Source organism: Paraburkholderia sp. UCT31 (genome assembly GCF_014397655.1).
GTDB classification, from domain to species: domain Bacteria; phylum Pseudomonadota; class Gammaproteobacteria; order Burkholderiales; family Burkholderiaceae; genus Paraburkholderia; species Paraburkholderia tuberum.
The window spans coordinates 61,867-83,849 of sequence record NZ_VZQP01000002.1 but is presented as its reverse complement, the minus strand read 5'-3'; the positions used below and the strand labels follow the sequence as shown (position 1 = coordinate 83,849).

The 21,983-nt window shown below is 62.3% G+C and carries 21 protein-coding genes and 1 tRNA gene; 8 read left to right on the top strand and 14 right to left on the bottom strand.

The window, feature by feature from the left end:
- Positions 1-15 precede the first annotated feature (15 nt).
- The 4 genes from F6X40_RS01655 to F6X40_RS01640 all read right to left on the bottom strand — a co-directional run bounded on the left by F6X40_RS01655 (position 16) and on the right by F6X40_RS01640 (position 5,551).
- A complete protein-coding gene (locus F6X40_RS01655) occupies positions 16-1,245 on the bottom strand; it encodes a CaiB/BaiF CoA transferase family protein (protein ID WP_187626610.1) in 1,230 nt (409 codons plus the stop codon).
- Between the two features lie 91 nt (positions 1,246-1,336).
- Entirely contained in the window at positions 1,337-2,140 is an 804-nt protein-coding gene (locus F6X40_RS01650; RefSeq protein ID WP_187626609.1) for an enoyl-CoA hydratase-related protein, read from the bottom strand.
- Between the two features lie 533 nt (positions 2,141-2,673).
- Positions 2,674-3,348 (bottom strand): response regulator transcription factor, encoded by a 675-nt coding sequence (locus F6X40_RS01645; protein ID WP_187626696.1) that lies wholly within the window; start codon positions 3,346-3,348, stop codon positions 2,674-2,676.
- Positions 3,349-3,598: 250 nt separating this feature from the next.
- Positions 3,599-5,551 (bottom strand): ATP-binding protein, encoded by a 1,953-nt coding sequence (locus F6X40_RS01640; protein WP_187626608.1) that lies wholly within the window; start codon positions 5,549-5,551, stop codon positions 3,599-3,601.
- A gap of 592 nt (positions 5,552-6,143) precedes the next feature.
- On the opposite strand from F6X40_RS01640, the gene F6X40_RS01635 reads away from it, so the two are divergent.
- Positions 6,144-7,127 (top strand): helix-turn-helix domain-containing protein, encoded by a 984-nt coding sequence (locus F6X40_RS01635; protein ID WP_187626607.1) that lies wholly within the window; start codon positions 6,144-6,146, stop codon positions 7,125-7,127.
- Positions 7,128-7,141: 14 nt separating this feature from the next.
- Here the strand turns inward: F6X40_RS01635 and F6X40_RS01630 are convergent, their stop codons facing one another.
- The 10 genes from F6X40_RS01630 to F6X40_RS01590 form a co-directional block, all read right to left on the bottom strand.
- Positions 7,142-7,939: a c-type cytochrome gene (locus F6X40_RS01630; RefSeq protein WP_187626606.1), complete on the bottom strand. Its 798-nt coding sequence runs from the start codon at positions 7,937-7,939 to the stop codon at positions 7,142-7,144.
- On the bottom strand, positions 7,936-9,558 hold the full coding sequence (locus tag F6X40_RS01625) for a cbb3-type cytochrome c oxidase subunit I (protein ID WP_187626605.1): 1,623 nt from the start codon (positions 9,556-9,558) through the stop codon (positions 7,936-7,938). The genes F6X40_RS01630 and F6X40_RS01625 overlap by 4 nt, the downstream gene beginning before the upstream one ends.
- The gene (locus F6X40_RS01620; protein ID WP_187626604.1) at positions 9,548-10,117 is read right to left on the bottom strand and encodes a cytochrome C oxidase subunit II; all 570 of its coding nucleotides are present in this window, start codon (positions 10,115-10,117) and stop codon (positions 9,548-9,550) included. The genes F6X40_RS01625 and F6X40_RS01620 overlap by 11 nt, the downstream gene beginning before the upstream one ends.
- A 29-nt stretch (positions 10,118-10,146) precedes the next feature.
- Positions 10,147-10,338 carry a hypothetical protein gene (locus F6X40_RS01615; RefSeq protein WP_187626603.1) on the bottom strand — a complete coding sequence of 64 codons (192 nt, stop codon included), beginning with the start codon at positions 10,336-10,338 and terminating at the stop codon, positions 10,147-10,149.
- A 7-nt stretch (positions 10,339-10,345) separates the two neighbouring features.
- Complete coding sequence (locus F6X40_RS01610) at positions 10,346-11,629, bottom strand: c-type cytochrome (RefSeq protein WP_410452363.1); 1,284 nt, start codon at positions 11,627-11,629, stop codon at positions 10,346-10,348.
- 13 nt (positions 11,630-11,642) lie between these two features.
- Entirely contained in the window at positions 11,643-12,311 is a 669-nt protein-coding gene (locus F6X40_RS01605) for a c-type cytochrome (protein ID WP_187626694.1), read from the bottom strand.
- 370 nt (positions 12,312-12,681) lie between these two features.
- Entirely contained in the window at positions 12,682-13,053 is a 372-nt protein-coding gene (locus F6X40_RS01600; protein WP_184071019.1) for a response regulator transcription factor, read from the bottom strand.
- A 265-nt stretch (positions 13,054-13,318) separates the two neighbouring features.
- The gene (locus tag F6X40_RS42080) at positions 13,319-13,447 is read right to left on the bottom strand and encodes a hypothetical protein (protein WP_260336567.1); all 129 of its coding nucleotides are present in this window, start codon (positions 13,445-13,447) and stop codon (positions 13,319-13,321) included.
- 86 nt (positions 13,448-13,533) lie between these two features.
- Positions 13,534-14,007: a hypothetical protein gene (locus F6X40_RS01595; protein ID WP_187626602.1), complete on the bottom strand. Its 474-nt coding sequence runs from the start codon at positions 14,005-14,007 to the stop codon at positions 13,534-13,536.
- Positions 14,008-14,419: 412 nt separating this feature from the next.
- Positions 14,420-14,504 (bottom strand) — tRNA-Leu (locus tag F6X40_RS01590).
- Between the two features lie 144 nt (positions 14,505-14,648).
- On the opposite strand from F6X40_RS01590, the gene F6X40_RS01585 reads away from it, so the two are divergent.
- From F6X40_RS01585 to F6X40_RS01555, 7 genes are all read left to right on the top strand, one after another.
- A complete protein-coding gene (locus tag F6X40_RS01585) occupies positions 14,649-15,743 on the top strand; it encodes a substrate-binding domain-containing protein (RefSeq protein ID WP_187626601.1) in 1,095 nt (364 codons plus the stop codon).
- A gap of 84 nt (positions 15,744-15,827) precedes the next feature.
- Positions 15,828-16,910, top strand: coding sequence for an ABC transporter substrate-binding protein (locus F6X40_RS01580; protein WP_187626600.1), 1,083 nt, complete (start codon positions 15,828-15,830; stop codon positions 16,908-16,910).
- Complete coding sequence (locus F6X40_RS01575; protein WP_187626599.1) at positions 16,907-17,731, top strand: ABC transporter permease; 825 nt, start codon at positions 16,907-16,909, stop codon at positions 17,729-17,731. Before F6X40_RS01580 ends, F6X40_RS01575 begins: the two co-directional genes overlap by 4 nt.
- Before the next feature lie 50 nt (positions 17,732-17,781).
- Positions 17,782-18,696 carry an ABC transporter permease gene (locus tag F6X40_RS01570; protein ID WP_184071028.1) on the top strand — a complete coding sequence of 305 codons (915 nt, stop codon included), beginning with the start codon at positions 17,782-17,784 and terminating at the stop codon, positions 18,694-18,696.
- A complete protein-coding gene (locus F6X40_RS01565; protein WP_187626598.1) occupies positions 18,693-19,739 on the top strand; it encodes an ABC transporter ATP-binding protein in 1,047 nt (348 codons plus the stop codon). The genes F6X40_RS01570 and F6X40_RS01565 overlap by 4 nt, the downstream gene beginning before the upstream one ends.
- A 57-nt stretch (positions 19,740-19,796) precedes the next feature.
- A complete protein-coding gene (locus F6X40_RS01560; protein ID WP_184071032.1) occupies positions 19,797-20,621 on the top strand; it encodes a phosphodiesterase in 825 nt (274 codons plus the stop codon).
- Positions 20,622-20,762: 141 nt separating this feature from the next.
- Entirely contained in the window at positions 20,763-21,962 is a 1,200-nt protein-coding gene (locus tag F6X40_RS01555; RefSeq protein WP_184022067.1) for an MFS transporter, read from the top strand.
- The last annotated feature ends 21 nt before the right edge of the window (positions 21,963-21,983 follow it).

Sequence of the window (21,983 nt, the reverse complement as noted above, 5' to 3'; positions counted from 1 at the left end):
CCTGGATGCGCTACCTCATGATTTGTCTTCAAAGCGGGCGACGGCGCCGCCATCGTTCAGCCGCGCAATGTCGGCGTCGTCGAATCCCAGTTCCTTCAGGATTACCGCGCCGTGTTCGCCGAGCCGGGGCGCGACGGAGGGTTCGACCTTCGGTGCACCATGGATCTGAATGGGGCTGCTGACGGTACGGGCACCTGCTCTTCCGGCAACTTCGAGCGGCACGACGATACCGTTGGCCGACAGTTGAGGATCGTTGATGATCTCTTGCGCGATCTGCACGACGCCGAAAATCACGCGGCCCGCGCTCAGCACTTCCTTCCAGTGGGAAAGCGGTTGACTCGCAAAGATCGGATCAAGAATCTCAACAAGCTGTGCAGCATTGGCCGTGCGCTTGTCGTCGGTGAAACGCGGATCTTCGAGTAGCTCTGGCCTGCCGATCGTCTTCACGAATCCGGGCCAGTCCTTGCGCTGCGCAGCAACAAGGAGAATCCAGCGATTGTCCGACGTCTGGTACGGATTGAGCAGCGCATTGGGTGGAGACTTACGGTTATGTTGCGCGAAGAAATGGCCGCCATTGAGGCCGCCTTCGACCCACGCTGCCGCCGCCCAGATACCGTTTGCGATCAGTGAAGTCGAGACGTGGCTGCCCTTGCCCGTCGTCGCGCGCACATAAAGCGCTGTGACGATCGCCGCATAGAGCGTTGTCGCAGTCGCGTGGTCGCCGATGCCGGGTATCGGAAGCGTCGGCGGGCTTCCGGCATCATGCGTCACTTCCATCAGGCCCGAGCGTGCCCAATAGGCGGTCACGTCGAACCCTGGTGTATCGGCCTCCGGCCCCTCGGAGCCGTACCCTGTAATATCCGCGTAGATCATCTTCTCGTTCAGCGGCGCGAGATCTTCATAAGTGACGCCCAGAGAGGCCTTCACGCGAGGAGGAAAATTGACGACGACAACATCGGCCCAGTGCACAAGGCGCTGCATCACTTCTTTCGCGCGGGGAGACTTCAGATCGATGGCAATGCTGCGCTTGTTGCGGTTCGTCAGTTGCCACGCGTAGTTGACGTCGCTGGTTGGATTCGGCGGCATCGCCGAAAAAAAGCGATAGACGTCACCCGTACCGGGGGGTTCCACCTTGATGACGTCGGCGCCAAAATCGGCAAGGATCGTCGCCGCGGCCGGGCCCGCAATATAGCTTGCCAGATCGAGTACTTTCAGATCCGAGAAGATGTGGTTGCCGGTAGTCATCTAGTCATCTCCATGAATTAGGACTAACCTGGTCGCGTGGGTTACGCGCTGTATTTAAAACAGTAACGACGCTCGTATGGACAGTCGCTATTCATCGGCCGGTGAACTTTGGTGGCCGCTTTTCGAGGAATGCTTTAGTGCCTTCCGTCTTGTCTTCAGTGGATGCGCACAGCGCAAACAAGGCTCCTTCAAGGGCGAGTCCCTCAAACAGCGAGCCGTCGAGTCCGCGATTGACGGCCGCAATGGCGTAGCGCACCGCGAGGGGTGCATTCACGGCGATCTGCGCGAGAATTTCTTCTGCACGCGCGAGAAGCTTCGACGGCTCGACGATTTCGTTAACAAGGCCGATTCGAAGCGCTTCTTCGGCGGTGATCATCTCGCCGGTGAGAATGAGTTGCAGTGCGATTCCCTTGCCGACAAGGCGCGCAAGACGCTGTGTCCCGCCAAAGCCCGGAATGAGGCCAAGTTTGATTTCGGGTTGCCCGAATTTCGCAGTTGATGTTGCAAGTCGGATCGTGCAGGCCAATGCGGTCTCACATCCGCCGCCAAGCGCAAGACCGTTGACCGCTGCAATGACCGGCTTGCCGAGGCTTTCGACGAGACTGAGCAAGGCCTGCCCGTCACGTGTGTGCTGCTCGGCCTCGACGGGTGTCGCGCTCGCAAGTTCGCCGATATCCGCTCCAGCAATAAATGCGCGATCACCTGCGCCAGTGACGATGACACCGCTGACCTGAGAATCATCCCGAGCGGCTTCGAACGCTGTCCTCAACTCGCTGATGGCTCGCTGGTTCAATGCATTGAGAACCTTGGGGCGATTCAGCGTGACGTAGGCGACAGCACCTTTCTTTTCAAAGACGATCGTTTCAAACGATTCCGGGGTAAGTGACTGAACCATGGATCTCAACACTCCGCATGAACGTTAAAAATGATCTACGATCCTTTTGCGATCGCCAGAATTCCAAGTCCGTAGTTGCGCGCAATCCTTCTTTTCGCTTTTTCTCGGTTCCAGTGCCCGCTATCTCGCACACGTGGCGCGTAAGCCTCCCGCCGACCATCGGGGGGTTTTTTTGCGATGCGCGGTCAAGTCCATGAGATTAGTTTAGAAATACGCCTCGCACAAAACCATGCTACGAACGGCTAGTCTTACTAACGAATTGGCATTGGATTCTCATACATTTGTATATCTTGACCATGAACAATGTAGTGGTCTAATTGTTGGTCTTTCGCTGCAGGCTCAGGGGTCCTATGAGCGCCTTGTAAGCGCACAGTGGGACGCGCGCGACTGTGTCGTAGAGACGTGCTATTCCAGCGAGGGTACCGATGACTTACCTGAACGGCGGCATGCGGAACGACTCGCGCCAGCGCGCGCACACCGCAGCAACCATGCAGACGACGCGCGAAACATTGCAACTTCTGGGCCCCACGCTGTCAACCCGATCTTTCCGAATGCGGCTTAACGCCAAGCGCTTCTGCCTTTCTGACGAGATCCGCTACCGAGCGCGCGGCCATTTTTTTCATCGCTTGTCCACGATGAATCTTTACCGTAATTTCGCTGAGTTTCATTTCCGCGGCAATCTGCTTATTCAGCAGGCCGGCCACGACGAATTCCATGACCTGTTTTTCTCGTCGCGTCAATGAATCATGGGAAATGCGGAGGGCGGCAATTGACTGTTCGGCCAGAAGCCGCTCGCGGTCACGTGTCAACGCATGAGTGACAGCATCCAGCATGTCCTGGTCGCGAAAAGGTTTGGCGAAAAAATCGAGAGCACCTGCTTTCATGGCCTTGACCGACATTGAAATGTCACCGTGCCCGGTCATGAAAACGATCGGCATGCGAAGCGCGCTCTTTGCAACCTCCTCCTGAAATGCAAGACCGCTCTCGCCCCGCAGCCTGACATCGAGAATCAGGCAACTAGGTGCGTCATACCTCGGAAATGCCAGAAATTCCGGAGAAGATGCGAACGTTTCAACGTGTAGCCCGACAGAACGCAGCAGGGTGCCTAGCGCGAGTCTCATCGCTTCTTCGTCGTCGACAATGTACACCACCGATCGCGCGCCTTCGCTAGTGTCTTTGACCGAACTCAAATCTTGTCCCGAACTCATCAACGTCTCCCTATCGGCACAATGCGCGGCAAGGTTCTGCATACCGATACCGTTCTGATACCTTCATGCCGCAATGAACGCTTCTCGCTCAATCCGTTTTCTTTTGGATACGGCAAGATCCGCTGGTGCATCCTGTCGGGCTCCGGAAGAAGACGGTCTAATGTCAAATCGGTCTGCTCGTCGTTGCTTGACGTATGTTGTCGACAACAGTGTCGACCGAAAGTGAATCACTAGAGATGCTGCAGCGCACCTATTGGGGTGCACGTTTGGTTAACTCCCGGAAGTCGATTTGTCCTCGCGCGTTATCCGGACGACCGATAATCGCAGGCAGGCCGAGTTGGAAGGTCGCGCCGTGGCCTGGCTTGCTGGACACCCACATCCGTCCTCCGTGAGCTTCGGCAATCGATTGGCAGATTGACAATCCCATGCCGAGACCGTTGGGTTTCGTCGTGAAGAAAGCATCGAATAGTCGTTCTGTATTCTCCGGATCAATTCCCGACCCTGAGTCCTGAACCGCGACGACCAGGTTTCCATCCTCATCCATGCGTGACTCAATGAGCAGCTCACGGGGCCGACCATGAATGCCGTCCATGGACTGAATGCCGTTCATCATAAGATTTATGATCACCTGCTGAAGCTGAACCCGGTCGCCCAGCAACGGGGGCAGCCCATAGGCAAGTTTGAGGCAGAGCGATACCTTGTGATTAAAAACTTCACGCTGAGTCAGGCAGACGACGTCATTGATTACGTCGTTGAGGTCCAGTAGCGTTTTCTGAGGAGAATCCTTCTTGGCCAGCGTGCGGATATGATGAACAATTTTGCTCGCGCGCCGGCCTTCGCCAATCATGCGCGTGATGCAGGACTGCACCTCCGCCAGTTCCGGGCTCGGGTGCCCCAGCCATCGCAGACAGGCCTCGCCGTTTGTGACAATCGCGGCGAGCGGCTGGCTGACTTCGTGGGCGATCGATGCGCTCAGTTCTCCCAGTGTCGTCACGCGCGTAACACGCGCGAGTTCTGTCTGTGCCTCATGCAACTTTTGCGCTGCAAGCTTCGTCGCGGTCACATCCATTATTGCGCCCACAAACCGCCGCTTGCCGGGTTCATCGGTCAGCACATGGGCGACGACGTGGAGATGCTTGACGGAGCTGTCCGGCATCAGCAGACGATACTCACAATCAAATTGCTGTTCGCCGCTCGTCGCCTTATCGATCACTTGCCTGAAGAGGGCAACATCGTCGGGATGCACGCGTTCGAGCGTTAACTCGACCGTGGGGATGATGTCCGGGTCGTATCCAAAGATCCTGAAGCTTTGCTCGGACCAGAAAATCTCTCCGCTCGCTGGGTTCCAGCCGAAACTGCCGGTGAGGCTCAATTGCTGGGCTTCAGCCAGGTAGGCCGCCTGACTTCGGCGCAGCGCGTCTTCGGCGCGCTTGCGCAGCGTAATGTCATTGTTGGTTTCGAGAACCGAGACGGGGTGTCCGTTCGCACTGTGCTGCAATGACCAACGGCTAGCTACCACGACTTGCGAACCGTCCCGTTTGGCATGAACGAGTTCACCTTCCCAGCGCCCCGTCTTCAGCAACGTGTTCATGATGTCGTCAATAGAGACGGGAAAGCGGGTTTGCAGGAGGTGGTGGGAAGTCCTGCCGAGTGCCTCACCCTTTTCCCATCCATAAAGCTCCTCCGCGCCGCGATTCCAATAGGTGATCACGGCGTTCATGTCGCGAACGAAGAAAGAGTCGTGGGACAGATCGAGGAGGCGGGCCTGCTCGCGTGCTGCTTTCCCGAGCCAACGTACGCGTCTCACAAGTGTGGTGATGGCGAGTGACGTGGTTAGAAAAGCAATCAGCGCTGCAACATCGCGTAACTCAGCTACCCGAAAGTCGAAGATCGGCTGCGTAAAGAAAAAAGTAAGGCAGCCAACGGCGGTTATCGAGAAAACTGCAGAGGTAATGAAGCTGTCCATTAACGACAGCAACACAATGACAATCAGATAGACAAATCCCGTTGTGCCAAGGCGAGCCTGAAGGTGGAAGCAGACCCCGGTCGCAGTCGCCATGGCAAAGCCACCGGCTAACCAAAGCCAGGCCAGATAACGTAATCGGGCAATCTGGTCGACCGAGGTATCTGATCGAAACGGCCGACGCTTTGGAAGGCAACGGAGCCGCTCCGACTGCTCGACCAATTCCGCGAAGAAATTCATGGGGTATCGTGATGTCAACCGGGGTGAACTGATCTCTGTTGATAGCTTGAGCCGTTGTGCCCGTGGGTCGTAAGTCATCCGCCGATGGAACTGCCGCCACCCGAGGAGGTGACGGTAAGTCGTCCCGCTTTGTTTTCTGGTAGATCAATGCGAGGCCCGGCGTTCTGAGCGAAGCACAAACGTTTCGGCTAACTTTCGCTTTTCTGCTGCGCTTCGCTTCGGCATCACAACGATTCGTCAAATGTGAAGGAAGCCTGCCTTGCTTGCCCGATTCGCCGACTATGACCCTTGCAGCCACAAGTTTAGATGTGGCCTCGCCCGCCAGATTGACTGATCGTGCCATTCATGCGCGAAATATGGTCTGTAAGTGCCACAGCAGACCATTGCCGGCCTGGCAGGCTTCAGTGATGTACGCCTTTCCTCGGATCAAGTCGTCCCCGCGCCGGAACGCTCAGCGAAGGGCATCCATCACGGGTCGAGGATTCGCAAAGGTTCGCACCTTATGTTCGGATCACGACGCTGCTCAGGAAACCTGATTGACCGGGCGATCTCAGCGTCCTAATCTTTGCGTAATCACCATAAGAGGCAGAATATGTCGAGTGTCGCGCCACCTTCGATTGCGCGGTTGTCGACGCAAGATGTGCCGCAGGTGCAGCGGCTCGATTACTGGGCCGACGTTCTCGCCTCCGCCATCGTGCCGATGGCGATTGATTGCCAGTCGCCACATCAGTTCGAGGCGAACCTCTTGAGCGCCCCGCTCGGTATGATTACGGTAAACGCCATATCCGGATCAGCACACGCCGCCCTGACCACGCCACGGGAGATTGCACGGAGTCGGGGTCGTTCATTTCACCTCGTCATGAGCCGCAACCATCCGTGGACGACGACGCACCGCGGGCAGGCGCGACTTCTGCCCGGCGAGTTGGTACTTTTTGATTCGCAGCTTGAATTCGAGATGAATTGTCCAGATACGTACGACTTCCTGAATTTGACGCTCCCACCAGAATGGCTAGCCACGTGGGGCTCGAACGTAGAAGGGCTGACCGGTCGGAGAATTTCAGCAGACTCCGGATGGGGGCGAGTGCTGTCAAGCTATGTGAGCCAGCTCTCGCCGGAGTTTGCGCTTTGCGCGCCACTGGCCGAATCCGTGCTCGCCGATCAGGTCGGTGGGTTGCTTGCGCTTACGGCCCACGAGCTTTCAGGCCAATCGCTCAGGACATCACCTGTGGAGCGATCCCTGCTTGAACGGATTCACGAGTGCATCATGCAGCGTCGTACTGAGCCGCAGTTGACTGCAAGCGACATCGCGGCAGTGTTGAATGTGTCGCTTCGCACTTTGCACCGGGTTCTGGCAAGCAGCGGCGAGACGTTCGGTCAACTGTTGCTGAAAACCAGGACAGAAGCGGCCGTGCGTATGCTCCAGTCACGGGCATTTGATCACGTAACAACCGCTGAGATCGGCCGACGCGCCGGATTCTCGGATGCGTCGCATTTCGTCCGCGTGATTCGCCAGAGGACCGGCCGCACTCCCCGGCAGCTTCGGCAAGGCCGAAAAGTCAACGAAGGCGCAGGCTAGCGCACGCGGCTTCATCACCGCGTCAGGTTTGCGTAGTAAGAAGCGGCAGCGGCGATCTCATCCGGCGTCATATTGCGCGCAATGTTGCGCATCTGCTCCGAGATATCGTTATGCCGCTCGCCCGACGCGAACGCCTGCAGCTGCGCCTGCGTATAGGCCGCCGGCAAGCCGTCGAGCCAGGGGCTGCCCGCCTTGTTGTCGATCCCGCCATGGCACGTCGCGCACGCCGGAATATTGCGCAGCGGCGCGCCATGCAGGACGATCCCGGGGGCGCCCGCCGCATCGAGGCCCTGCGCCAGCCTCGGTCGCGGCAGCGACGCGTAGTAGGCGGCCAGATCGCGCATGTCCTGGTCGCTCAGGTTCGCCGCCATCGGCGCCATCACGGCGTTCGCACGTGCGCCGCTCTGGAAGTCCTGCAACTGCTTGTAGACCATGATCGCATACTGCCCCGCCAGATTCGGCGAGTTCGCCCCGCTCATGCCGCGCTCGCCGTGGCACATCGTGCAGCGCAGCGATAGAGTGGCGCCCCGTCCGATCGATAGCCGCGTCGCCCCCGCGAGCAATTGAGGCGTCACTTCCACCTTGCTCAACCGCACGTGCGGCGCCACCGGCGCCTCGTTGGCCAGCCAATGCTGCGGCACCCCCGCCGCGCTACAGATCGCATTCCAGAGACCCTGGAACTGCGCATCGCGCTGCACCGACGGCAGCCATACGAAGCCCACCGCCACGCCGAACACGAACACCGCGGCCGTGGCGATGACGCTCGTCTTCAACCAGCGATTGCTCCACGAGAACAGGCGTTCTTCGCTCATCGCCGGGCTCCAATCGGAATTACCGGGACGGTGTCGCCTCTTGCCATCAACTGCGCGATCGGATAGCCGTAGTTGAGCACCGTCAGCGCAACCATCAGCGTGAGCCACAGCGCGAAGCCGTTGAGCGCCACCGGCACCGTACGCGGCTCGTGCACCGCGGTACTGAAGCGGTATTCCTCGGGCTCGGCGGCTTCGCTGCGATGCCCTTGAATCAGAATCACGAAGAACACGATCGCCGAGAGCACGAGGATGAAGCCGCCGATCGCCGACATCACCACCCAGATCGCCTGCGCCGCGATCTCCGGGTCGGTGTAGTCGTAGTACGCCATGCGGCGCGGCATGCCCAGAATGCCGACCCAGTGCCACGGGAACGTCAGCACGATCATGCCGATGAACCACAGCCACAGCTGCAGGCGCATGAGCCTCCAGTTCGTCATCGCGCGGCCCGTGATCTGCGGCCACAAGTCGTAGGCGATCGCGAAGTACATGATGACGATCGCGCCAGCGTAGATCAGGTGGAAGTGCCCGGTAATCCACTGCGTGTTGTGGATCGTCAAGTCGAGCTGGTAGCTCATGTTGATGAGGCCACCCGCGCCGCCGAAGCCCAGCATCACAAACGAGAGCGCGAGCGCTAGCATCTGCGGGTTGTCCCACGGCAGCGCGCGAAGCCAGCCGAACGCGCCCTTGCCGCCGCGCAGGCGCGCGGCAATCTCCACCGATGCACAGATCGTGAACACCGTCAGAAGCGTGGGCACCGCCACCAGCGCCGTGAACACCGACTGCAGGAACTTGAAGCCCGAGCCCACTTGCGGATCGGCGAACAGGTGGTGAATGCCAATCGGCATCGCCACCACGAGAAACAGGATGAACGCAATGCGCCCCATCATATCGCTGTAGAGCCGCCCGCCGATCGCGCGCGGCACGATCGTGTAGAACGCGATATAGGCCGGCATCAGCCAGAAATAGACAATCGCGTGAAGCGTCCACGAGAAGAACACGCGCGCAAGGCCCGCATCGATCGTCGTCTTCCAGCCGAAGGCGACCGGCAGGATCTGGAAGATGATTTCGAGCGCCGCGCCCACGGCGGTCCACCCCCACAGATAAGCACCCGCCACGGTCGCGAACATCGGCAGCGGCACCGGCGTGCCGGGGTTGTCGCGCTTCCACGCCGCGAGGTTCACCGACATCAGCGCCACCCATATCCACGAGCCCACCACCACCAGCACCACGCCGAGGTAATAGAACACGCTGCCGATCATCGGCGGATAGAACGTGTAGAGCACCGAGGCCAGCCCGAGCGCGACCGTGATCGAGGCCATGACCGCGCCCGCCGCCACCAGCACGAACCCGAGCCACGCCCAGCGCACACCGATGAGCGTGCGCTTGAGAGAAAGCTCGGTGACCGCATAGCCGAAGCCCATCGCCACGAGCGTCGGGAACACGTAGCCCATGAAAGTGCCGTGCTCGGTCACAGAGCGGTAGTAGATTTCGGAGTCCTGCAGCCACGCGTGCAGCGGGCTGCGCACATACATCTGCCACGCGCCGAGCAAGAGCGCTGCGCCGAAGACGCCGAACGCCAGCCAGAAATGCGAGAGCACGAGTCGCTTGTTATTTAACACAGCTGAGTCTCCGCGAATTGGCGGCCATTTGCATGAACCTGGCCTTGTCGATGACCTTCACATGCGCCCACATCCCCTGGTGGCCCGTGCCGCAATATTCGTGGCACGGCATCAGGTGATCGCCCGGCTCCGGGAAGGTGGTGCTGAAAGTGGAGATATAGCCGGGCTCAACCATCGAGTTGATGTTGGTATGGGTGACGAGAAAGCCGTGCACGACGTCGGCGCTCGTCGCGCGAAAAGTAATCGGTGTTTCAGCGGGAACCAGCAGGCACTGCGGCGTGAACGAGTACTGCTGCGCGATGATGCGCACGGTGACTGAGCCGTCGGACTCGAGAGCGCTGCCGAGATTGCTCTCGATAAATTCGCCTGCGATGTTCAGCGTTTCAGGCCGGATCGTCTCGACGCGCGAGGGCGGCATCGCCGCCCAGTGCAGTCCGGTGAAGATCACCACTGCGACGGTGCTCGCGATGAGCAGCACCGCGAGTGCTGCCCAGCGGCGCTCGATGCGCGCGGCGACTTCAGCGGCGGTGTGCGGGTCGGGAACGGTAGGGTTCGACATGGCGCCATCTGGTTCGATGAGGGGTTCGCTTATTGGATGACGCCGCGCGGCAGGAACACCAGGAAGTAGAACGCGTACCACATGCCAATCACGATGGCCGTCGCGATGCCCGCCACCGCGATCGCGCCGCGCGGGCCGCTGCTGACGACCTGGTCGACGCGTTCTGCTTCGTCGCGGGAAGCGGCGCCGTCGTCGCCTGGAGGAAGGGGGGATTGGATCATCACTGCCTCAAAAGAGCGGTGCCGGGCGCAACTCGTTGACTTCCTTCACGGTCACGGGTGTGCCGTGATTGCCCCATGCCGTGCGGATGTAGGTCACCACGGCGGCCACTTCTTCGTCCGACAGGGTCTGGGCGAACGGCGGCATGCCGTACGGCATTGGATTCTTGCTGGTGCCCGGCGCATAGCCGCCGTTCAGGACCATGCGGATCGGATTGACCGACGAGCTCATCTGGATCGACTGGTTTTCGGCGAGCGGCGGGAAGTTCGGCAACTTGCCCTGCCCCTGCGCAGCGTGGCAGATCGCGCACTGGGCGTCGTAGATTTTCTTGCCGAGCGGCGTCAGACGATTCTCTTCCTCGGTCATCGCGGCGCCGGGCGGGTTCTGCTGCGCTTCGCCGGAGCGCGCCGGCAACGCCTTGAGGTAGACCGCAACCGCGCGCACGTCGTCTTCGGAAAGGTACTGGAAGCTGTCATAGACGACTTCGGCCATCGGCCCGTACACCGCACCGCGCCGCGACACACCCGAGTGCAGCAGGTCGACGATGTCGTCGATGCTCCAGTCGCCAAGGCCGGCTTCCTTGTTCGAGGTCAGCGACGGCGCATACCAGTTCTGCATGGGAATCAGGCCGCCTTCGAACTGCTTCGAGGGGGAGTTGCCGCCCAGCGCGTTGATCGCCGTATGGCACATTGTGCAGTGGCCAAGCCCTTCGACAAGATAGGCGCCACGATTCCATTCGACCGACTGCGTCGGGTCCGGCTGATACTCGCCCTCGTGCATATACAGCGCGCGCCAGCCGCGCAGCAACTGGCGCTGGTTGAACGGGAAGCGCAGTTCGTGCGGACGGTTCGGCTGATGGATCGGCGGCACCGATTGCAGATACGCGTAGATTGCATCCGAGTCGGCCCGCGTGATCTTCGTATAGGACGCGAACGGCATGGCCGGATACAGCAGCGAGCCGTCGCGCGACTTGCCGGTATGCATCATCCGGTAAAACTCGTCGGCACTCCACTTGCCGATGCCGTCGACCTTGTCCGACGAGATATTGGGCGTATAGAGCGCGCCGAACGGCGTGTCCATCGGCCGGCCACCGCCGAACAGCTTGCCAGCGGGCTGGGTGTGGCAGGCGATGCAATCGCCGGCGCGGGCCAGATATTCGCCGCGCGCGACGATGTCCGCGCGGCTGTCTACCGGCGTGCCGGCCTGCGCGACGGAAACGCCCAACAGCGCTGCGGCGCAAAGCAGCAATCCGGCAAGTGCGGTGACGGCGGTGGGCTTTCGGAAACTGGGCACTTCGCAGCCTCGGCTAGTGAGAAACGCTGCCGCAAGCAAGCGGCATCTTCAAGGTGCCCGCAGCGGCGGGCTGCGGATCGGCAGGCGCGGGCTGCGCGGCGAGCCACGCCGCGATCGCAGTGATGTCGCTGTCGCTCAAATGCGTCGCAATCGTGTGCATGCAGTCCGGCGCCACGGTGCGGCGCGTGCCATAGCGGAACGCGCCCAGTTGCGCGCTGATGTAGTCGGCGTGCAACCCCAGCAGCCCTGGAATCGCCGGCTCCATGCCGGTCAGCGCCGCGCCGTGACAGCTGGCGCAGGCGGACACGCCGCGCGCGCGGTCGCCGTCGCTCACGAGCGACTTGCCGAGCGCGAGCGTCTGCGCGCCGACGCTCGCGGTGGCAGGCACGGGATAAGGCGGACGCTCGGCGGCGAAGTAGTCCGCGATCTGGCGCAGATAGGCGTCGGGCAAATAGGCCAGCAGATAATTCATCGGCGGGTACTTGCGGCGGCCATCACGAAACGCCAGCAACTGGTTGTACAGATAGCCGGCCGGCTTACCGGCAAGGCGCGGGAAATAGTCATTGTCGGTGCCTTCACCGTGCGCGCCGTGACAGGCCGCGCAGCCCATGACGCGAGCCTGCAGGGTGTCGGGCGCCGCCTCGGCGTTGGGGCTCGAGACGTGCGTCGGTTCAGCGGACATCGCGCACACCGAATACAGCGCGACGATGGACAATGCGATGCGATTCGTCACCAGTTTCCTCGTACGGATTGCCTTGGCTGAAGCGAAGTTGACCTTCGCCGTGTTTGCCTGACCGCCTTTCTTCTAGCGCCGCCCCACCACCCTCGTGCGTCTGCGCGCTGCCACAAAATCAACTTAGGTTTTCAAGAAAACAAAGCCCGTTCTACGAACGGTTGGCATACACCTGCATAGCTACGGCAAACTCATACTTGTCCCGAGTGACCCGACAGTCTAAAACCGACGACCCAGCACTCTTCATACGCGACAAGCGCTACGGCAACGAGCACGAAGTACTCCATTTCCAGCGCCCCACTTGCGAGCATCGCACCGCCTACGGCTGGCCCAGCGCGACATTGAGCCAATGCGCCATGGCAGCGGCGCCAACCGGCTTCTCGAGCAAAACCAGTGCGCCGTTCGCCTGGATTTCCGCCTGCAGCGAAGCGGTCGGAAACGCAGTGATGAAAATGATCGGCGGCGCAGCTCCTAGTCCGAGAAGGTGAGTGTGCATGGCAACCCCCGACATGCCGGGCATCCGCACATCTGAAATCAGGCATGACGTGTCGCCGACGTGGCCAGACCGCAGGAATTCCTCCGCCGACGCAAAGGTGCGCACACTCCAGCCCAGGGAACGCACGAGGCTAGAAGTCGCCAGACGAACCGCCTCATCGTCATCGACTATCGTAACTATCTGGGAGGTATCCAAACGGAGGACCCCGGTCTTTCGGGAAATGGGACACAAAAGCGCGATCAATTACGAGCACGTCCATTACAGCAAGCGTAGTTCGGAGCAAACCAAACGAGAATCATACGAACGTATAGCGCATCGAACATGTGACGGCTACCCGAAAAGACGGGCACGCTCACTGATCGACAGGTATGGTCGATTCATACTTTCGTGTGGGTGCTCGAACCGGTCACCTAAACACTACGCAACAATCGGGCACCGGATCTCATCGTCATGTCATTCGCTATTGAATGCAGACTCGGCTCAGATCGACGGTCCTTCGATAGATGTTCTTGTTCAGCCATGGCACGAACGTGTACTCGTCGTATGCGTTGCTGCCGATAAAAATCCAGTTATGCAGAGCGTTCAACATGACGGCATCCTCGAATCAACCCATCCCAGTGTGACTAACTGCGCACGCGCTAACTACGTCGCGACATGCACCACTAAAAACGGCGTTCAAATACTTCCTCGGTGTGCGGTTTTTCCGATGGCGTTGCGCGAAGGTATTCCGCGCAAGCGCAAACAACAATCGCGGTTTTTCCTACGCATTCGACCAATGAGATGAACACGATCAAAGTTGACTCTTTGAACTCCAATGGCAACATCGGTGCGATGGCTATCACGCTCGTGCCGCAGAGGAACGAAGATTGCCCGGGCGAAGCGGACATCCACGACAGCCGCAAAACCTTCCCCGATAACGATCAGTCTTGCCACAACGGCAGCAGGCAGCGTGGCATCATTGTTTCCCATGCCGAACTCCGATGGCACTTCGATCAACGAATACCAGCAGACAAAAATAATCAGGGGCGTGGCGGTCGTTTCCGAAGCCAATCGCGGCATGTCCGAGGCGAACGGACTCGATACGCGCTTTGAAGAAAAGTGGTCGCCATTGAGGTTGGCCCACTCACACCCTATGTCTTGCTCGATCATCAGTCGCCTCCTTCTGAAGTCGTTTGACCTTCCCGAAAGACGGTTCATGGAAATTGAACCGAGCAACCGTACCGGCCATGCAATCATGGTTAGGCAAACAGGACCGGCAAAGCTATTCTACGAACGGTTGAGATAGTCCCCGCATAGGCGTTGGGAACTCATACGTGGGTATATCCCATGGGCTACGAGAGGCAGTGGATGGCAGCCGATGCCCGCAGTCGGAATAAGGACTCGCGCGACGTTCAAAGGAGGAATGGACGGGCGATGCCAATTCTCGATAAACATGACGAAACGGTATGCCGCATCATGAACATATGATGCATTTCCTCGGAATACGCCGGAAACAAAAAACCCGCCATGCTTACGCTATAGCGGGTTTCAAGGTTTCTTCGGAACTACAGGGACCACTAGATGGTGCCGGGGACCGGACTTGAACCGGCAAGCCCGAAGGCGGCGGATTTTAAGTCCGCTATGTTTACCAATTTCATCACCCCGGCAGAGGTGGCAATCGCGCGTGGTCGCGAATTCTACCATCGCCTCGCAGCAGCCCCAAAAAAGCGCCCGACACCCGCATTCATCCCAAAGTCACAAACGTTGCCGATAATCCGCTCACGAAAACGATTACAGCGGGCCGAAAACCGATGACGCCGACGATCAAGGATGTCGCCGCCCACGCGGGCTTTTCCATCGCCACGGTATCGCGCGCGATCAACGCGCCGCACACCGTGAACCCCGTCACGCTCGACAAGGTACGTCAGTCGATCGACGCGCTGAACTTCCGCCCGAGCCCGCTCGGCCGGCAATTGCGCGGCGAGCGCACGCGCCTCGTCGGTGTCGTTCTGCCGACGCTCGCGAACCCGGTGTTCGCCGAATGCCTGCAAGGCATCGACGATCTCGCGTCCGCGCAAGGCTATCGGCTGATGCTGATGACCACGCAGTACGACGTGGACCGTGAACGTCACGCAATCGAAACGCTGCGCGAGCATCGCGTCGAAGGACTGATCCTGACCGTCGCCGATGCCGACACCCATCCGCTGCTCGACGAACTCGACCGCGACGGCCTGCTATACGTTCTGATGCACAACGACACGGTGCGCCGCCCGTCGGTGTCGGTCGACAATCGCCTCGCCGCCTACGACGGCGTGCGCCGGCTCATCGCGCACGGCCATCGCCGCATCCTGATGCTGGCCGGCTCGTTCGCGGCCTCGGATCGCGCGCGTCAGCGTCATCTCGGCTACACGCAGGCGATGCAGCAGGCCGGCCTCACGGCCGCGCCCGCGCTCGAAGTCGATTTCAACGCCGACGAACTCGCGCCGTCCGTGCTCGCGCACCTGACGCACGGCGCAAACCGTCCGACCGCCCTCTTCTGCAGCAACGATCTGCTCGCGATGGTCGTGATGCGCGGCCTGCGCCGCGCGCGTCTGAGGATTCCGCAGGACATGTCGATTCTCGGCTTCGACGGCCTCGCAATGGGCGAACTGCTGTCGCCGGCGCTCGCGAGCATCTGCGCGCCGAATCGCGAAATCGGCTGCGCGGCGTGGCAGCGCCTGCTCGCACGCATCGGCGGCGCGCGCGACGAGCGCGCGTTCTGCGCAACCTCGCGCGCGTTGACGCTGCCGCATAGCTTGCGCAAAGGCGCGACGATCGCGGCGCTCGGGTCGCACGCGAATCTCGACGGAGCGTCGCCGACCCACGTCCCGAGCGCTGCGGCCGCCATCGAAAAGCCGCTCGCATAAGAAGCCCAATGAAGGCACGCGCATACGCGCGCCCTAGCTGTTATCCCCAACCCGCGCAACCCATCCGACACAGGGAGACCCGCAGTGCCCCGCTCAACCTCACGCTTCGCATCCTCGCTCATACCGCTGTGGCAAAAACTCGCGCGCGCCGCCGCGACCGCACTGCCGGCGAGCCTGCTCGTCGCCGGCGCGGCGCTCGTCGCGCTCGCGCCGCAAGCCGCGCGCGCCGACGAAACCGCGATCTGCTACAACTGCCCGCCCGAATGGGCCGACTGGGCGAGCCAGATCAAGGCGATCCAGCAAAAGACCGGCATTCGCGTGCCGTTCGACAACAAGAACTCGGGCCAATCGATCGCACAGTTGATGGCCGAGCAGAAAAGTCCGGTCGCCGACGTCGTGTATCTCGGCGTATCGTCGGCGTTCCAGGCCAAGGACAAGGGGCTGATTCAGCCGTACAAGCCCGCGCACTGGGACGACATTCCCGCCGGCCTGAAAGACCCGCAAGGCTACTGGTTCACGATCCACTCGGGCACGCTCGGCTTCTTCGTCAACAAGGACGCGCTCGAAGGCAAGCCGGTGCCGCGCTCGTGGGCCGATCTGCTGAAGCCCGAATACAAAGGCATGATCGGTTATCTCGATCCGTCGAGCGCATTCGTCGGCTATGCGGGCGCGGTCGCGGTGAACCAGGCGCTCGGCGGCACGCTCGACAACTTCGAGCCGGGCCTCGACTGGTTCAGGAAGCTCAAGGCCAACGCGCCGATCGTGCCGAAGCAGACCGCGTACGCGCGCGTGCTGTCCGGCGAAATTCCGATCCTGCTCGACTACGACTTCGACGCGTACCGCGCGAAGTATAAGGATCACGCGAACGTCGAGTTCGTGATTCCGCAGGAAGGCACGATCTCGGTGCCGTACGTGATGAGCCTCGTGAAAGGCGCGCCGCACGAAGCGAACGGCAAGAAGGTGCTCGATTTCGTACTGTCCGACGAAGGCCAGAAGCTGTGGGCGCAGGCGTATCTGCGGCCGGTGCGCGCGAGCGCGATGAGCGCCGAGACGGCTGCGCAGTTCCTGCCCGCGAGCGAATACGCGCGCGCAAAGCCGGTCGACTTCGCGAAGATGGCCGACAAGCAGTCGAGCTTCGGCGAGCGCTATCTCCAGGTGATGCATTGAACGAAGTCACGTTCCCGCTGCGCTGGCGCATCGCCTTGCTCGCGCCCGCGCTAGCGGTCTTCATCGCGTTCTGGCTGCTGCCGATGGTCGCGCTCGCGCAGCTCTCCGGCGGCGGCCATGCGTTCGCGACCTATCGCGCAATGCTGACGAATGCGCGTTACATGTCGAGCCTTGGCGCGACCGTCGTGCTGGCGGCGGCGGTCACGGCGGCCACGCTGGTGCTGTCGGTGATCGCGGGGCTGCTGCTCGCGCGTCGAGAGTTCGCCGGCAAGCGCACGCTGCTCGCGCTGCTGACGTTTCCGCTCGCGTTTCCGGGTGTCGTCGTGGGCTTCATGGTCATCATGCTGGCGGGACGTCAAGGGTTGATCGGCGCGCTGTCGCTGAAACTCGCGGGCGATCGCTGGGTGTTCGCGTATTCGATGAGCGGCCTGTTTCTGGGCTATCTGTACTTCTCGATTCCGCGCGTGATCGTCACCGTGATGGCTTCGGCGACCAAGCTCGATGCATCGCTCGAAGAGGCCGCGCGCTCGCTCGGCGCATCGCCGTGGCGCATCATGCGCGACATCGTGTTGCCGGCGCTGTCGCCCGGACTGATCGCGGCGGGCGCCGTGTGCTTCGCGACCGCGATGGGCGCGTTCGGCACGGCGTTCACGCTCGCCACCGACATCGACGTGCTGCCGATGACCATCTATACCGCGTTCACGCTGAACGCGAACATGGTGACGGCCGCGGGCCTGTCGATCGTGCTGGGCATCGTCACGTGGGCAGTGCTGGCGATCGCGCGCAGCGCGAGCGGTTCGGGCGTGGCGGCGAGCGCGTGAACGGCGCGTCGCCGGAGCCGCGCGTTCGCGAACGCAACGACTACCTACCTATGAACTCAATCACCGCCCCTTCGCCGTCTTCGCAACCGGCAGCGGGACCGCGCGCGCGACGCGCGTGGCCTGCCACGCGAACATGGCTCGCCGCGGGTCAATGGTTCGTCACACTACTGCTGTGCGCGTTCCTGATCGTGCCGGTCGTCATGTCGATCGTCGCGGGGCTGACGGTCAACTACTTCAAGGGCGTGTCGAGCGGACTCACGCTGCGCTGGCTCGTCGAAGTGTGGACCCAATATCACGACTCGGTGTGGCTATCGCTCGAAGTCGCCGCGGCGACGCTCGTCGTCACGCTGCTGACCGGCGTGCCCGCGGGCTATGTGCTCGCGCGCAGCAAGACGCGCTTCGCACGCATCGTCGAAGAGTTTCTGGTGCTGCCGATCGCGCTGCCCGGCCTCGCATCGGCACTCGCGCTGCTGGTGATCTACGGCGGCTTCACGGCGTTTCGGATGAGCGCGGCGTTCATCGTCGTCGGGCATGTGGTGTTCACGCTGCCGTTCATGGTGCGCGCGGTCGCGGCGGTCTGCGCGAGCAGCGATCTGCGCACGCTCGAAGAAGGCGCGGCGAGCCTCGGCGCGAGCTTCTTCACGCGCTTCGTCACGATCGTGCTGCCGAACGCGCGGCCAGGCATCGTCGCGGGCGCGCTCGCGGTGCTCACGCTGTCGATCGGCGAATTCAACCTCACGTGGATGCTGCACACGCCCGACACGAAGACGCTGCCGGTCGGCCTCGCCGACACCTACGCGTCGATGCGCATCGAGATCGGCAGCGCGTACACGATCCTGTTCTTCATCATGACGATGCCGCTGCTCGTCGCGATGCAATGGCTCGGCGTCGATGCGACCGGCCAGCGCAGCGCGTCGAAGAAGCGCGGCGCCGCCTCTTCCGCGAAGCCCATCGACACACCATGAAACTGACCTCGGTTCCCATCACGCTCACGCAGTGCGCCAAAACGTTTCGCGGCACGCGCGTGCTCGAACCGCTCGACCTGACGATCGGCGCGGGCGAAACCCTCGTGCTGCTCGGACCGTCGGGCTGCGGCAAGACGACGACGCTGCGCCTGATCGCGGGCCTCGAAACACCTGACGCGGGCGGCCGCATCGCATTCGGCGACGACGACGTGACCACGCTGCCGATCGAAAAACGCGCGGTCGGCATGGTGTTCCAGAGCTACGCGCTGTTTCCGAACCTGACCGTGCGCGGCAACATCGGCTACGGTCTGAAGATCAAACGCGTGCCGGCCGCAGTCGCGCGACAACGCGTCGACGAACTGCTCGGCATGATGCGGCTCATCGCGCACGCCGACAAACCGATCGATCAACTGTCGGGCGGCCAGCGTCAACGTGTGGCGCTCGCGCGCGCACTCGCGGTGCAGCCGCGCGTGCTGCTGCTCGACGAACCGCTGACCGCGCTCGACGCGCGTCTGCGCGACGCATTGCGCGGCGAGATGAACGCGCTGTTGCGCGAACTCGGCATCACGACCGTCTACGTGACGCACGATCAGGCCGAAGCGATGGAGCTCGGCGATCGCATCGTCGTGATGAGCGCGGGACGCATCGAGCAGATCGGTTCGCCGCGCGACATCTACTATCGTCCGGCCAATCGCACGGTCGCGCAGTTCGTCGGCACGATCAACCGTGTCGCGGGCGAGCCGCGCGACGGCATGCTGGCGACGAGCGGCGGCGCCGTGCCGTTGCCCGCGCATGCGTCGAACGCACGCGGCGCGCACGAAATCTTCTTTCGCCCCGAGGATGCCCGGCTCACCGACCCCGCGCTCGCGCAGCTGCGCGGCCAGATCGAAAGCACCGCGTTCCTCGGCGAACGCACGCGTCTGACGATTGGCGGTGCCGCGCCCGAGCCGCTCTTCGTCGACGTCGCGGGCCGCATCGAGCTTGCGCGCGGCACGCCGGTCGGCATCTCGATCGAGCCGGACGCACTGATTGCGCTATCGTAGGTAAAAACAGCGCCGCATCCTGGCGCCCGACACGAAGCAACCCGAAGGACCTCTGTCATGCTGCTGGCTCAAATTAGCGACCTGCATATCAAGCAACCCGGCGCACTCGCGTATCGCCGCGTCGATACCGCCCCCTACCTCGCGCGCTGCGTCGACGCGCTCAACGCGCTCACACCGCGCCCCGACGCGGTGCTGATCACCGGCGACCTCGTCGATCAGGGCGACCCCCAGCAGTACGCGCGCCTGAAAACACTGCTCGCGCCGCTCGCGATCCCCTACTTCCTGATGGTCGGCAATCACGACGAACGCAACGCGCTGCGCGCGGCGTTTCCCGAGCGCGAGGAATTGCTGAGCGGCGGCGAGTTCGTGCAGTACGCGCTCGACGTCGGCCCGCTGCGCGTGATCGCGCTCGATTCGCTGGTGCCCGGTTCGAGCGCCGGCATGCTGTGCGACACGCGGCTCGCGTGGCTCGAGCGGCAGCTCGATGCGGCGCGCGGCAAGCCGGTCGTGGTCGCGCTGCATCACCCGCCGTTCGCGTGCGGCATCGGGCACATGGACGAGATCCGGCTCGACCGGGCGGCGTCGCACAAGCTCGCGGCGTTGATCGCTCAGCATCCCAACGTCGAGCGCGTGCTCTGCGGGCACGTGCATCGGTCGATGTTCGTGCGCTTCGGCGGCACGATCGCGAGCGCGATTCCAGCGCCCGCGCACCAGGTGGCGCTCGATTTTCGCGAGGACGGACCGTCGGCGTTCGTGATGGAGCCGCCCGCGTATGCGCTCCATTACTACGATCCGGCGACGGGCATCGTCACGCATCATGCGTATGTCGACGCGGCCGACGGCCCGTATCCGTTCTACGACGCTGGCGCGTTGATCGACTGAACCGCCGGACACACTTCGCAACCGCCTGATACCGGATGCGCGGGCGAGCCTCGCGCGGCCGTCAGCACGAACCCCGCCGCTCCGGTATGATCGGCACGCTTGAGGACCGCGCATGGGCCGGTCCGTCGATCCGCCCCTGTCATGTCCACTTCCGACGCTTCCACTTCCGCTTCCTCCGCCCGGTCGCTGCGCGGCGTGTTGCTGCTGCTCGCGACGATCGCCGGTGTCTCGGTCGCAAACATCTATTTCAACCAGCCGCTGCTCGATAACTTCCGCCAGTCGTTTCCGGGCAGCGCGTCATGGGTCGGCGCGGTGCCGGCCGTCACGCAGCTCGGCTACGCCGCCGGCATGCTGTTGCTCGCGCCGCTCGGCGATCGCTTCGACCGGCGTCTGCTGATCCTGCTGCAGATCGCCGGCATGTGCGTCGCGCTCGTCATTGCGGCGTCGGCACCGACGCTCGCGGTGCTGATCGTCACGAGTCTCGCGATCGGCGTGCTCGCGACGATCGCGCAACAGGCGGTGCCGTTCGCGGCCGAACTCGCGCCGCCGTCCGAGCGCGGCCACGCGGTCGGCACCGTGATGAGCGGCCTGCTGCTCGGCATCCTGCTCGCCCGGACCGCGGCGGGCATCGTCGCCGAATACTTCGGCTGGCGCGCGGTGTTTGGCGCATCCGTCGTCGCGCTGCTCGCACTCGCGGTCGTCATCATTTTGCGTTTGCCGAAGAGTCAGCCGACCTCGACGTTGCCGTACGGCAAGCTGCTCGTGTCGATGTGGCACCTGGTCACCGAGCATCGCGCGCTGCGCGAGGCGTCGCTGACCGGTGCGGCGTTGTTCGGCGCGTTCAGCATTTTCTGGTCGGTGCTCGCGCTGCTGCTCGCGGGCGCGCCGTTTCATCTCGGGCCGCAGGCGGCAGGGCTGTTCGGTATCGTCGGCGCGGCCGGCGCGCTGGCCGCGCCGCTCGCCGGCAAGTTCGCCGACCGGCGTGGACCGCGCGCGATCATCACCGTGTCGCTCGTGCTGGTCGTGATCGCGTTCGTGATCTTCGGTGCGTCGGCGAAGAGCATCGCGGGACTCGTGGTCGGCGTGATCATTCTCGACATCGGCGTGCAGGCCGCGCAGATTTCGAATCAGTCGCGCATCTACGCCTTGAAGCCCGATGCGCGCAGCCGCGTGAATACCGTGTACATGGTCGCGTATTTCATCGGCGGGGCGCTGGGCTCGGGTGTCGGCGCGATCGTGTGGCCGGTGTTCGGGTGGGTCGGCGTGACGATCGCGGGGATCGCGTTTGCCGGGCTCGGCGCGTGGAATCATTTGCGGTTGCCGGCGCGGGCTGGGCATTGATATCAGCCGGAGGATCGTCTG

Excerpts from the sequence above, each read along its gene's own strand:
- F6X40_RS01655 (WP_187626610.1), bottom strand. The coding sequence starts at position 1,245 with ATGACTACCGGCAACCACATCTTCTCGGATCTGAAAGTACTCGATCTG.
- F6X40_RS01650 (WP_187626609.1), bottom strand. The coding sequence starts at position 2,140 with ATGGTTCAGTCACTTACCCCGGAATCGTTTGAAACGATCGTCTTTGAA.
- F6X40_RS01645 (WP_187626696.1), bottom strand. The coding sequence starts at position 3,348 with ATGAGTTCGGGACAAGATTTGAGTTCGGTCAAAGACACTAGCGAAGGC.
- F6X40_RS01640 (WP_187626608.1), bottom strand. The coding sequence starts at position 5,551 with ATGAATTTCTTCGCGGAATTGGTCGAGCAGTCGGAGCGGCTCCGTTGC.
- F6X40_RS01635 (WP_187626607.1), top strand. The coding sequence starts at position 6,144 with ATGTCGAGTGTCGCGCCACCTTCGATTGCGCGGTTGTCGACGCAAGAT.
- F6X40_RS01630 (WP_187626606.1), bottom strand. The coding sequence starts at position 7,939 with ATGAGCGAAGAACGCCTGTTCTCGTGGAGCAATCGCTGGTTGAAGACG.
- F6X40_RS01620 (WP_187626604.1), bottom strand. The coding sequence starts at position 10,117 with ATGTCGAACCCTACCGTTCCCGACCCGCACACCGCCGCTGAAGTCGCC.
- F6X40_RS01615 (WP_187626603.1), bottom strand. The coding sequence starts at position 10,338 with ATGATCCAATCCCCCCTTCCTCCAGGCGACGACGGCGCCGCTTCCCGC.
- F6X40_RS01605 (WP_187626694.1), bottom strand. The coding sequence starts at position 12,311 with ATGTCCGCTGAACCGACGCACGTCTCGAGCCCCAACGCCGAGGCGGCG.
- F6X40_RS42080 (WP_260336567.1), bottom strand. The coding sequence starts at position 13,447 with ATGTTGAACGCTCTGCATAACTGGATTTTTATCGGCAGCAACGCATAC.
- F6X40_RS01595 (WP_187626602.1), bottom strand. The coding sequence starts at position 14,007 with ATGATCGAGCAAGACATAGGGTGTGAGTGGGCCAACCTCAATGGCGAC.
- F6X40_RS01585 (WP_187626601.1), top strand. The coding sequence starts at position 14,649 with ATGACGCCGACGATCAAGGATGTCGCCGCCCACGCGGGCTTTTCCATC.
- F6X40_RS01570 (WP_184071028.1), top strand. The coding sequence starts at position 17,782 with ATGAACTCAATCACCGCCCCTTCGCCGTCTTCGCAACCGGCAGCGGGA.
- F6X40_RS01565 (WP_187626598.1), top strand. The coding sequence starts at position 18,693 with ATGAAACTGACCTCGGTTCCCATCACGCTCACGCAGTGCGCCAAAACG.
- F6X40_RS01560 (WP_184071032.1), top strand. The coding sequence starts at position 19,797 with ATGCTGCTGGCTCAAATTAGCGACCTGCATATCAAGCAACCCGGCGCA.
- F6X40_RS01555 (WP_184022067.1), top strand. The coding sequence starts at position 20,763 with ATGTCCACTTCCGACGCTTCCACTTCCGCTTCCTCCGCCCGGTCGCTG.